The sequence below is a fragment of the Shewanella sp. UCD-KL21 genome (assembly GCF_001957135.1).
Classification (GTDB): Bacteria; Pseudomonadota; Gammaproteobacteria; order Enterobacterales; family Shewanellaceae; genus Shewanella.
On sequence record NZ_MPHK01000002.1, the window covers coordinates 190,998 to 204,628 of the forward strand.

Sequence of the window (13,631 nt, forward strand, 5' to 3'; positions counted from 1 at the left end):
ACTGAGATTTTTTCGTTTAAACCACCACAAGCCCGATAAACACCTAACGAACAACGACAACCTAAAAACAAGTACAAAGTTTAAACAATTATTTGACAATTGATTCTACAAGGGCTAATTTCACTAATGCCACCGGTGGCAGGATTCGGAACAAAAACAAACAAACCATTAACATTAAATTGACATTTTAAATACTAGCCTGTTATTTTTAAATACGAATTGGGGAATTCAAACTACATTTGCCACCGGTAGCAGGGGGAGATGTTAACAAATAGACTACTACTTGATGACATTACATCTATCGGATCAAAAAGACCTACATATTATAATTATTGGGGAAATATTATGAAGCAACGACATAAATTCAAACTCAACAGCTTGCTCTCATGCATGTTGTTAGCTGGCGCCTTACCAGCAGTATATGCAGCTGAACCAGAAGAAACAGTTGAAGTTGAATCGAAAGTCACCACAGCTACAACCGAAGTTGCTGCAGATGAAGCAGAAATTGAAGTAATTAAAGTCAGTGGCTATAGAAGCAGTATTAACGCAGCATTGTTATCAAAACGTGCCGCTGTAGGTAGCAAAGAAACCATTATCGCAGAAGATATTGGTAAATTCCCCGACTTGAATGTGGCAGACTCGCTTTCACGCATCCCAGGTATCGCCATTGAAGAGGATGCCGGTGAAGGGCGCCAAATCACAGTTCGTGGTTTAGGTTCTCGCTATGTAAAAACCACTATTAACGGTATGGAATCGGCTTCTGCAGGTGCTGCAACCGATGCTGCAGGTGGTTCAAATAAATCTCGTGCATTTGATTTTAACGTCTTTGCCTCTGAACTATTTACCCAAATTGACGTTTATAAAACTTCTTCTGCAGAGTTAGAAGATGGCGGTATTTCAGGTAATGTGAACTTGCAGACCGCCCGCCCTTTCCAGTATGACGATACTCAATTTGCTTATAACGTTAATGCTAGTTACAACGATGCTGCTGAAGAGTTCTCACCACGAGTCAGCTTTATGGCCAGTAAAAACTGGAATGACACCTTTGGTGGTCTGGTGTCAGTGGCTTATTCCAAAAATAAAGTACAAAGTGAAGGTGCTACTACCGTTCGCTGGACAGTGAACAATCCATTATATGTTGAGGATGGCGCATCAATTAGCGAAGGCGGTAGTAACTACCTCACCGCGAAACCCAAAACCGTGATGATGGAAAATGGTAACTACACCAATGAAAACATGAATGGCTTATATCTACCACGTATTCCACGTTACTCGATTTTTTCGAAAGAACAAGAACGCTTAGGTGTTACAGCAGCATTACAATTTGCTCCCACCGACAACTTTGAAATGCAACTCGATATCTTGCATGCCGATCTCAATACCACTATGGATGAATACGAGTACTCGGTATTGCTGCGCGATCAAAAAAATATTGTCCCAGAAAATCTTTATATCGACGCCAACAACACCATTGTTGCAGGCTCATTTTCCGATGCAATTATACGCTCAGAAGCCCGTCAAGATGAATCAGAATCAAATTTTGACCAAGTCACTTTAGGTGGTGACTGGCAAATTAATGACAGCATGCGTTTAACCTTTATGCTGGGTAAAGGTCAGTCTGATTTAGAAGTGCCTCATTCACGCACATTTGCGCTAGATAGCACAGGTTCAACGGTAGCTTACAGTTATGATAACTCGATCAATCCGTTAGATTTAATCAACAACACGGGTGGCGTGGCGCTTAATCAAGGTAGCATGACCACGGGTATCCCATCTTTTGCGTTTGCACCAGGTGCAGCCCCTGGTGGCACTTATACCAAAGAGCAACTTGAAGACATGATGATTGATTCAAGCAATTATTCTGTGGGATTAGTTCGTAATCGTGCACAAACTATCGAAAGTGATAATACTAGTTTCAAAATTGATTTTGCTTATGACATCAATGATGAGTTGACTTTGAAAGTGGGTGCCAATAAGCGGGTATTTGAAACTGAACAACACGATTATCGTAACGATTGGAAAAACCTTGATAAAGAAACCAATAAAACTAGCGGTGCTAAAGCAGAAGTTCAAGTTGTCGATTTAGCTGCAGATATTATCGCTGGTGATATCTATGGCACCACATTAGCAGATTTAGGTGCTCACTTTGGCAATACTTTATCTGTTCCATCCAGTTCAACTCTTCACGGCAGTACTTGGTTAACCCCTGACTACGGCACCATGATGAACACGTTTTCAAGCTACGACTTTTTTGAAGCAAAAGAAGCCTATAAACGTGCTTATGCGATTAAAGAAGATGTATTTGCTTTGTACGCTCAGCTTGACTTCAGATATGACATATTTGATAGAGAGCTACGTGGTAACATTGGCCTTCGATATATCGATAATGAAAACACCAGCAGAATTGTTAACTTAGATGACATTTATAAAGATGGCTCAACAGCTGGACGTGGTGAAGGTGCTAACTACCCGGGTGGTTACAGATGGCGTAAATCTGTCAGTGAAGGCGATGATATCTTACCTTCATTAAACTTGGCCTACGATATAACTGATGATGTTATCTTGCGTTTCAGTTATGCAGAAGCCATTACCCGTGCGAAATTATCTGACTTAAGTTCAGCTATTAGTGTCAATGTACCCGATGAGCAAGATCCTAGTGCAGAAATCAAACTCGGTGCAGGCCCAACATTAGAACCTTACAAATCTGAACAGTTTGACCTTGGGGTTGAGTGGTACTTTGCTGAAGAGTCATTGTTAGCTGGTACCGTCTTCTTTAAAGACATCTCAGGTTTAACCAAGGAAAGTAGTGATCAGGTATTAACGGCAGCGCAGTTAGATGCATTAGGTATCGATATTGGCGATATGGATCCGTCATCAATCACTTGGCAAGTAACCCAACTCACCAATACAGACCCTGAAGACATGTGGGGTGCTGAATTTATTTACCAGCAACCATTTAGCTTCTTACCTTCGCCATTTGATAACTTAGGCCTGCAAGCGAACTATACCTATATCGACTATACCCGTGATATTGAAGATCCTTTTTATGGTACTCAGCTAGAGTTAGTTGAAGAGGAAACCTCAAAGAATACTTATAACATAACTCTCTATTACGAAGTCGATGATTGGTCAGCACGATTCTCATACAACTTCCGTGAAGGTTACAATAAACAATACCGAAACGAATATGCTGATGAATCAACCTTTGTCCGTGGTTATGAAGATAAGGAAAAACTCAACTTCTCGGCGCGCTACAACCTGATGGAGAACATGAGCTTATCTTTTGAGGCTATTAACCTTACTAATGAATCTCAAAATCAATGGAATGATATTTATACCCCTCGTCCTTACGAGAACTTAACGACGGGTCGCCAATATCTTGTGGGTCTTCGAGGCTCTTTCTAAAGCGCTTCAATTGTAAATGGCATAAGGAGAATCTTATGCCATTTTTTCAACACTCACTAAGCGTGCAAATGACCGTTAAAAATTAACAAAATTCAATATCATATTTGTATTCAGATCCCATAAAAGGCTCCCTGCGCTATGATGATATTTACCCGTTTTATGTTAATCACCAGCATTATTGCTATTAATCTATTAGCCATACCAATCCATAGCGAACCACTGCTCTCACTTGAACAGATCAGTGGTTTTGGCATGGACACCCAGGGAGGAGAACACGGCAGTATCATTAAAGTCACCAACACTAACAACCAAGGCGAAGGCTCCCTAAGGTGGGCGGTTAGCCAACCCGGAAAACGACTCGTGGTATTTGAAGTCGGCGGCGTTATCGACTTACAAAAACAGACACTAAAAATTAATACACCTTACTTAACCATTGCCGGTGAAACCGCGCCACCCCCCGGTATTACCTTAATACGCGGTGGCATCAAAATTACCAGCCATGATATTCGTATCCGTCATCTTGCTGTCAGGCCCGGTGATAATAATGAAGCTAAGCGCTCTGGTTGGGCACCCGATGCCATAGGTGCATCAGGGCGCTCAGCTTATAACATCCACATTGACCACTGCTCAGCTACATGGGCAATTGATGAAAACATGTCAGCCTCAGGGCCAAGAGATAAAGGCCACGAATTTACCGCTAAAAAAATCACCTTTAGCAATTCGATTATTGCTCAAGCCCTCGATAACGCAACCCATAAAAAAGGTAAGCATTCAAAGGGATTACTCATTCATGATTTTATTGAAGATATTGCCATCATCGGCAACTTATTTGCCCATAACGACAGGCGCAACCCTTACTTTAAAGGAAGTAGCAGCGGCGTGGTAGTAAACAATCTAATGTATAACTTGGGTAATGCTGCCGTACAGCTGGGATTTGTTAATGATGAATTCACACATAGCGCTTTTGAGCCTGATAACCCCAAAGTGACGGTGATTGGTAATAAGCTTATTTATGGCAATAGTAGTTACTCCGACTTGCCGTTAGTGGCTTATCAAGGCAATGTGTTTATGCAAGATAATCAAGTGATCAACTTGGACGGAGAGCCCATGCCACAAGTACATGGGGCAATTAATCTGTTAAGTGCGCCCCCACTATGGCCCAATGGGTTAATCGCTATACCTGTTAAGACACTGGAAGATCGCATTCTGGCACAGGTAGGTGCACGTCCATGGGATCGAGACCCCATTGATCAACGCATCATCAACTCGGTTAAACAGCGCGGCGGCAACATTATCGACAGCCAAAATGAGGTTGGCGGTTACCCAAACTATGCTACAACCCATCGCAGCTTAACAGTGCCTGACAATAACCAAAATACTGAGGCTATTCGCCAGTGGTTATTAACTTTTACCAAAGTAAATGAGTATGTTAGTCCTTAAAAAGCATCGCCATATTCACTTTATTGACACTGTCATTGCGTTTTAAATATTATGAATCAAAAAACGTTGCCACCGGTGGCAGTGTTTGTTAATGTGTGACCAAGTTCAAATAATATTGATTAACATCCGCTAAGCAAAACGATGTAAATAGGTTAGAGGAAATATGAATAACAACAGAAGAACCATGCTTAAAGCGCTCAGCGCTTGCACATTACTTTCTGCCGCAAAGACTCCGCTAGCATTAGCAAGCAGCTTAATGGCTAAGCAAACGGTTACCCCACCAGCGTCAGCAGCAAACGACTGGCAGCAAGCAGCACAAATTCGCCAAAGTATCGTCGTGCCACAATTTGCTGATAACCTATTTAATATTACTGATTTTGGCGCAGTTAATGATGATAAAACACTTTGTACCAGCGCTATTAATAATGCCATCAAAGCCTGCAATAAAGCTGGCGGTGGGCGCGTATTAGTGCCACAAGGCAGCTTTAAAACCGGTGCAATTCATTTACTTTCCAATGTGGAGCTGCATTTACATCAACACGCCACCTTGAGCTTTAGCACAAATCCAAATGATTACTTACCGGCGGTTTTAACCCGTTGGGAAGGTATGGAAATGATGGGCTATTCGCCACTGATTTATGCTTACCGTCAGCGCAATATCGCCATCACAGGTAAAGGGACTTTACAAGGCAATGCCAGTGATGAAGTTTGGTGGCCTTGGAAAGGCCCCCACAAAGAAAAGCACTGGCAATTGATTGCTGGACAAGACCAAAAAACTGCCCGTAAACAATTGATGCTTGATGCAGAAAACGCCGTACCGGTTGCCGATCGTCACTACGGCGATGGCGCTTATTTACGTCCACCCTTTATCCAACCTTATGAATGCCAGCAAGTGCTGATCCAAGGGGTTACCATTAAAAACTCGCCATTTTGGTTAGTCAATCCTGTTTTGTGCAACAAGGTTACCATTACTGAGGTGTCTTTTTTAAGTCACGGTCCTAACTCTGATGGTTGCAACCCAGAAAGCTGCGATCATGTATTAATTGAAAACTGTATCTTTGACACCGGCGATGACTGTATTGCCATCAAGTCTGGCCGTAATGCTGACGGTAGACGCATTAATATTCCTAGCCAAAATATCGTGATTGCCAATAACTACATGCACGCCGGTCATGGTGGTGTTGTTATGGGCAGTGAAATATCTGGCGGGGTAAATAATGTATTTGTTGAAAACTGCACCATGGATAGCCCAGATCTTGAACGAGCTATCCGTATCAAAACCAACTCAATTCGCGGCGGGCTGATAGAACATATCCGCATTCGCAATATCAAAGTCGGCACAGTTAAAAACGCCATCGTAATTAATTTTTATTATGAAGAAGGCGATATTGGCAAGTTCGATCCGGTAGTACGTGATATCCACATTGAAAATCTTGTGTGCGACAAAGTGCTGAGCAAAGCGCTTTATCTACGCGGTTTTGAGCGCGCTCCCATTGGGGCAATGTCTCTTAACCATTGTCATTTCAATCAAGTTGCAGAACCGTCGATTGTCGAAAATATCAATGATCTCTCCATAAACGATGTCAGCATCAATGGTAAGCAGATCAGCGCTAAATCGCTATTAAATCGAACTTTAAGCTAATGGCACAGCCATATTATTGTTGAAGGAACTATTAATGAACACGCCAAACCAGCCATTAACCTTACATCCAAATAGGCTTTTTTCAAGCGATCCGCACGTTATCGAGATTGCGACTAAGCTGTATGAAAAAATAAAAGACTTACCCATCATCAGCCCCCATGGGCATACTGATCCAAGCTGGTTCAATCTCAATAATAACTTTGGCAATGCCACAGACTTGCTTATCAAACCTGATCACTACGTGTTTCGTATGCTATACAGCCAAGGCGTAGATTTAACCGAGCTGGGTATTCCTCAACATGGCTTACAAGGCGACCTTGACGCTTCGCGCAGTTGTGACCCAGAAAAAGTGTGGCAAATTTTTGCAGAGCATTTTTATTTATTTGCTGGCACGCCTAGTGGCTATTGGCTTAACTCTGTGTTCAGCCAAGTTTTTGGTCTCACACAAACCTTATGCAGCGACAATGCCAGCCATTATTACCACACCATTACTGCCGCTTTGGCCACCCCAGAATATAAACCACGCGCCTTAATGGATCGCTTTAACATTGAACTGATAGCCACCACTGAGGGCGCGCTGGATGATTTAGCCCATCATATTGCCCTAGCAGGCACACCAATGGCAGCGAGAGTTATTACCAATTTCCGCCCAGATGATATTGTTGATGCCGGCCGTGAAGACTTCATCGACAACATCGCCAAACTCGGTGACATCACCGGCGAAGATACTCGCCAATGGCAGGGATATTTAAATGCCATCCGTATTCGTCGCGCATTCTTTCGCGAGGCAGGCCGTGCCACTGCGACCGACCACGGTCACCCAAGCGCTATGACTGCCGATTTAAGCTTAAATGAATGTGAGGCATTATTTAAAACGTGTCTTTCAGGTCAATCGACCCCTGAACAACAAGAACTATTTCGTGGCCAAATGATGACGGAACTCGCAGGCATGAGTATTGAAGATGGCATGGTAATGCAAATTCACCCTGGCGCCCATCGCAATCATAATCAGCCTATTTTTGATAAATTTGGCCGTGACAAAGGTGCTGATATTCCAAGTGCAACCGAATACGTTAACGCGTTAAAACCCTTGCTGAGCAAATATGGCAATGACCCCCGCTTAAACATCATTCTGTTTACCTTAGATGAAACCACCTACAGCCGTGAACTAGCGCCATTGGCAGGCCATTATCCTAGCCTTAAACTAGGCCCTGCATGGTGGTTCCATGACAGCCCTGCAGGTATGTTACGTTTTAGACAGCAAACCACTGAAACAGCAGGATTTTATAATACTGTTGGCTTTAATGATGATACCCGAGCGTTTTTATCTATTCCCGCACGCCATGATGTTGCCCGTCGGGTTGACTGCCGCTTTTTAGCTGAGCTGGTTGCTAATCATCAAATCACGATCACTGAAGCCCATGAGTTGGCCTATCAGCTAACCTATGGTTTAGTGAAAAAAGCGTACAAACTCGATTAATATGCCAAGGAACTGCGTAATGACTCAATATAATTCACTGCAATCGACGATGTTTTTGTCAATGTTAATCGGCATTTCACTGCTTTCTGGCTGTAGTAAAGCGCTGGAGTCTCAGCCATTACCTGCACAAGCACAAACCAGCGAGCCACTGACAATAGCCCAGCCTTTAGCAAGTCTGGACATTGCCAACCCATCGACATTTACTCGCCAAAAGCAGCCAATTTATATCAGTTATTACGATTTAGGCCTAGATAGCGATATCAAAGCCGATAACGCCAGCGTCCCGTTAATGGTCAAACTCAACAACCAATTGATCGACAGCCAAGCGGTGGATAACGATGCCGACGGCCAACTTGACGGCTTACTGGTATTGGTTGATCTTGCCCCAAGTGCCAGCGTTAAGTTGGACATCTGGTCGCCAGAGACTAGTGAGCCAAGCGCTACTCGCTCAAGTGACATCGCGCCAGTGACATTAACGCAAGCGGATTTATCGGTTAAAAAAGGCGGTCAATGGGTGCCTCATACCAAGCCGCCTCGCCATAACCCCAAGCAGCAATATCAAGAATATATTGGTGGCCAGTTTGAACATGTCACAGAAGTCACCCCACCAGCTTATTACACCGATCACTCCAACTGGATCCGTTACGAAGGCCCAGGATTAGAATCCGATAAAGTCGCTTATCGATTTTATTTAGACTGGCGCAATGGGTTTGATATTTTTGGTAAACGCACTTCAGAGCCTGTATTGCAGCAAGTGGGATTGGATGGTTATGACAGCTATCATCAAGCTGCAGATTGGGGTATGGATATTTTAAAAGTCGGTAATTCACTGGGTGCCGGTGGATTTGGGCTACTTGCAGGCGACAAACAGCAAACTGTAGAGCGGGTATCATTTGTTGATAGTTGGACCGCCAAAATCACCGCCAATGGTGCGCTGCAATCATCTATCGCGATTGATTATAACGGTTGGCAAAACAGCATTAATAAGCAAGATTTACAAGCCAATATTTCAATTCAAGGTGGTAGCCGCTTAGCAAAAGTAAACCTTAAATTAACTCAAGACCTCCCCAATATGGCTGCAGGGATTGTTAAACACCCTGACACCGAGTTCATCCAAGGTAATCAGGACATTACCGGTGATGCTTACACTTACATAGCCAGTTTTGGGCAACAAAGTCTTGATGGCAGTCAATTAGGTATGGCGCTGTTTTATCGTAAAAATGATTTAATGACCATCACAGAGGATGCCAATAACTACCTGGTTAAACTTAAGCCCAAAGGACAGTCAGGCCAGCAAAGCATCAACTACTATTTTGCTGCAGCTTGGCAAGTGGAAAGTGGTATCAATGACCGGGATGACTTTGTCCGCTATCTTGACCAAGAAGCTGAAAAGCTCACTTTAACCCCAAGAGTGAGATTTAAAACCCAATTGAGCATTGACCAACAACAAGCACCATTGACTGCCGAAAGTGCCTTAAACTGGAGCGTAAAATTGGCCGATGCCGAGCTTGCTCGTAAAACCCTTGGTTATCATTATGCTGGTTGGGATGTAAATCGGCAGCGCTTGCCAAAATTTGAATACGATATCGTGGGGTTATTACCTTTCGCCTACGATGAATTGGCTAAAGCCACTGGCAATAATAAATATACCGAAGTGCTTCCTACGGTCACTGCAAGTTTTGTCACTGACGATGGCGATATTCGCCGTTATAAATTAGCTAACTTCAACATTGATAGTATTGCTCCAGGTCGTAACTTAATTCGCTTATATCAACAAACCCAAGATCCTAAATATCGCCAAGCCGCAACATTACTGCGCCAGCAACTTGAGCAACAGCCTCGCACCTCAGCTGGCGCATTCTGGCACAAACAAAAATACCCGCACCAACTTTGGCTAGACGGGGTATATATGGGCATGCCATTTTTAACTGAATACGCCCTCGCATTTGAAAGCGGTGAACAGCAGCAACATAGTTTACAAGAGGTGGTTAATGAATTTCTTCTCACCCAGCAACAGCTGAAAGACCCGGCAACAGGTCTGTATTACCACGCTTGGGATGAGCAAAAACAGCAAGACTGGGCAGACAAAAACACCGGCTTATCGGCTCACTTTTGGGCCAGAGGTATGGGCTGGCTAGCCATGGCGATAGTCGATGTATTACCCCAACTACCTGATGACCCAGATAATAAGTTAAGCGCTCAGCGTGAGCAGTTAATTGCGATGGTGAATGACATCGCCGACAGCTTAAGTAAAGTACAAGATCCACACACGGGGACTTGGTGGCAAATTCTTGATAAACCCAATGCGACGGCGAATTACCGTGAGTCTAGCGCCAGCGCCATGTTTACTTACTTTTATGCTAAGGCGATTAACCAAGGCTATTTGTCTGACAAGTATCGCCCTATTGCGCTAAAGGCTTATCAAGGTTTGCTCGCTGAATTTACCCTTAGTCATGCTGATGGCAGCACAAGTATGACTAACCAATGTTACGTTGCAGGCTTAGGTTTTGGCCGTAACGGCAGCTATAAATATTACATGAGCGAACGGATTTCTAGCAACGACCCTAAAGGTACAGGCCCTTATATCCTTGCGGGCATTGAAATATCGCGCTTACTGCAAGCCGCAACGGCAGTAAAATAATCACTGTGCGATATCGTAAGTTGCTAACCAAGCCAGAAATGGCTTGGCTTTTTATCATCTTAGCCTTGGCTGCTGATCTTAGCAGGGCAAACGTGTCTGTTCAGCAATCTAGCATTCAACATGATGATAGTTATACCTTACAAAAAGCCTATCACAAGCTTCAAAAACATCACCCTGATATTGCTATCCCTACTGATATCAGTCAGCGAGTTAATATCAGCCACGCCCTGCCCTATAAGGTTATCCACCAGCAAACATTGTTCGTTGATATTTACCAGCCAAAGGCTCAAAAAGGCGCTTTGCCGCTAGTCACACTCATTCATGGTGGCGCTTGGCGTTCTGGCAACCCTAGCATTATGAGTCATTTAGCCGCGTCTCTGGCACTGCGAGGCTATGTCGTTGCGGTGCCGAGCTATCGCTTATCGCCCCAAGCGCAATATCCTGCGGCGGTCAATGACCTTTATGATGCGCTAACTTGGCTAATCGAAAATGCTTTAACATTTAACATTAATCAGCAGCAATTAGTGCTTGCTGGCAGCTCAGCCGGTGGTCAATTAGCTGCATTATTAGCGTATAGCGGCGGCCAGTTAAACACAGATCAATCAACTTTTTCAGCTCCCAGCTGCGCTTTGTCAAACAGAGCACGTTTACCTATAGCAGCCTTAATCAATATTGATGGCTTAAGTGACTTTACCTCGCCGGAAGCATTACGCCATGAGAACGATCCTAATAAACACCCAAGCGCCGCCCAAGCATGGTTTGGCGGGCGCTATCAACAAGTACCGCAACGTTGGCAGCAAGCATCGCCAGTGTATTACATTGACGAAAATGCGCCGCCAACCTTGTTTATTAACGGCCAAAAATCGCGCTTTTATGCCGGTAGAACTCAGGCTATTAGTGCGCTAACAGAATTTGGCAACCCCTCTAAAATAGTCACCTTTCCTCAAGCGCCGCATTCATTTTGGTTGTTTGAGCCATGGCAGACACCCACCCTTGTCGCAATGGATGACTTTTTAAAGCACAACCTCAAGCTAGACTAATCGTCACACAAGGGTTATGGGTAAGCGGTAAGGCAATCAATACAAGCAATTAATTTTGAAGAATAATCAGGACCAATTATGGAAATATCAAAACTGATGCTGTCAATGTTAGTCTGTGGCTCTATTAGCGGCTGTGAATTTGACAATAATTCTAATGTACCCGACAAGGCCCATATCACTGCAAACGCTATTTCCAACCCCGCGAACGAACCCGATGCGACTTATGGCAGTCTTATCGACAAAACCTTGCCGGCATCAGGTTCGGTTGAACAGCATATCGATAGCCCACTGTCTTTAGTGTTTGATAATGAGCCGACTTTAGGTGAAATTGGTAAGGTACGCATTTATGATGCCGCCGATGACAGCCTAGTGGATACCCTAGTATTGGGTAAAGACAATGACAATATTGGCCATGCTACTATTGATAAATTCCGCAATGTAAACTATCAATCCATTAGTTTAAATGGCAATACCCTGACAATTAAACCCCACAACCGAGCACTAGCATACGCCAAAAAATACTACGTCGTTATTGGCGACAAGGTGGTTGAAGGTGGAAAACTTAATGGCAGTAATTTTGTAGGCTTAGGTAAAGAAGGTAAATGGTCATTTAGCACTAAAGCCAGCGCTCCAACAGGCAGTAACATTCTGGTGGATGACAACGGCCCAGCTGATTTTAGAACCCTGCAAGGGGCGATAGATTACGTTGTTGACATGATTGACAAAGACACTCCCGCTACTATTACCTTAAAAGATGGCATCTATGAAGAGCTACTTTATTTACGCAACAAGAACAATTTAACCATTCAAGGTGAAAGCCGCGCCAACACCCGAGTGCAATACAATAATTACGAAAGCTATAACCCAGATTGGCGCAGTCGCGCGGTGTTTTTAGTCGAATCAGCAGATAATTTGCTGCTGAAAAACTTTACCCTTAAAAATACCCACACTCGTACGGGCTCTGGCGATCAAGCTGAAACCCTGTATTTTAACAGTCCCTATCGTCTGATCGCGGATAATATGAGCTTTATCAGTGAACAAGACACCCTATTACTGAAGGGTTATAACTGGTTTTATAACAGCCTCGTCGCCGGTAACGTCGATTTTATCTGGGGTTATAGTAATGCCAGCTTATTTGAAAACAGCGAAATTCGTACCATTGGGGATTCTAAATATGGCGACGATGTGAACTCGCCCGGCGGCTATATTTTACAAGCTCGTAATCAAAATGAAACCGATGCAGGCTTTGTTTTCTTAAACAGTCGCTTTACCCGCGGACCAGGGCCATTAGGAAATAATGTCTTAGATGACTCAACTTATATTGCAAGAAGCAGCGGTAAAAGTGATGCCTTTGACCACGTCGTGCTCATTAACAACTACATGGATAAGCATATCGCTAGTGTAGGTTGGGCTGCAGAGGGGGTTAATAATCAACCCGCTCCTAACCCCACTGTTGCCACAGCCATAAGTGGTTGGCGTGAATATGGCTCAATGGATTTAGACGGCAACGTACTCGACCTATCAAGCAGAGTTGGTGGTTACTTGCTCAACCCAGATGAAGCCCTAACCTACCTTACCCGCAGCGCGGTTTTCAGCAGCTACAACAATGGTGCAGGCTGGTTACCATCCCCGTTACCGGCAGCTGAAATATCAATCGGCTCAATCGACGGAGGTTTTGCTAGTAATAACGGTAATATGACTGGCGCGCCGTCAAGGCAGTAAAGATGCAATGCATCCTTATTACCCCTTGAATACATACCCCTCGTATAGCGCATTCTCCCATTCTGAGAACAAGTTGCTGAGCACCATACTATTGAGAAACTGATACAAAGTCGCTAAATTATTTGCCGCTAAAGGGCGCAGGGAAATGTAAGCTGACATTCATAACAACTAATGGTGCGACAGCAAAACTACTTGTATAAGTGCTTGTATGAGTGCTTGTATGAGTAAAACATTACAGACTATAAAGCGCCTAGCTCACAT

The 13,631-nt window shown here is 43.8% G+C and carries 7 protein-coding genes; all 7 read left to right on the top strand.

Annotated features, from left to right (window positions below; all coding sequences use genetic code 11):
• The first annotated feature begins 345 nt into the window (after positions 1-345).
• Complete coding sequence (locus BM739_RS02805; RefSeq protein WP_076537058.1) at positions 346-3,405, top strand: TonB-dependent receptor; 3,060 nt, start codon at positions 346-348, stop codon at positions 3,403-3,405.
• 138 nt (positions 3,406-3,543) lie between these two features.
• Positions 3,544-4,845 carry a right-handed parallel beta-helix repeat-containing protein gene (locus tag BM739_RS02810; protein ID WP_139326803.1) on the top strand — a complete coding sequence of 434 codons (1,302 nt, stop codon included), beginning with the start codon at positions 3,544-3,546 and terminating at the stop codon, positions 4,843-4,845.
• A 163-nt stretch (positions 4,846-5,008) separates the two neighbouring features.
• Positions 5,009-6,487, top strand: coding sequence for a glycoside hydrolase family 28 protein (locus BM739_RS02815; RefSeq protein WP_076537060.1), 1,479 nt, complete (start codon positions 5,009-5,011; stop codon positions 6,485-6,487).
• Positions 6,488-6,521: 34 nt separating this feature from the next.
• Positions 6,522-7,967: a glucuronate isomerase gene (gene uxaC, locus BM739_RS02820; protein WP_076537062.1), complete on the top strand. Its 1,446-nt coding sequence runs from the start codon at positions 6,522-6,524 to the stop codon at positions 7,965-7,967.
• A 19-nt stretch (positions 7,968-7,986) separates the two neighbouring features.
• Positions 7,987-10,608: a glycoside hydrolase family 88 protein gene (locus BM739_RS02825; protein WP_076537064.1), complete on the top strand. Its 2,622-nt coding sequence runs from the start codon at positions 7,987-7,989 to the stop codon at positions 10,606-10,608.
• A 92-nt stretch (positions 10,609-10,700) separates the two neighbouring features.
• Positions 10,701-11,648: an alpha/beta hydrolase gene (locus tag BM739_RS02830; RefSeq protein WP_254843448.1), complete on the top strand. Its 948-nt coding sequence runs from the start codon at positions 10,701-10,703 to the stop codon at positions 11,646-11,648.
• Between the two features lie 78 nt (positions 11,649-11,726).
• Positions 11,727-13,370, top strand: coding sequence for a pectinesterase family protein (locus BM739_RS02835; RefSeq protein WP_076537066.1), 1,644 nt, complete (start codon positions 11,727-11,729; stop codon positions 13,368-13,370).
• The last annotated feature ends 261 nt before the right edge of the window (positions 13,371-13,631 follow it).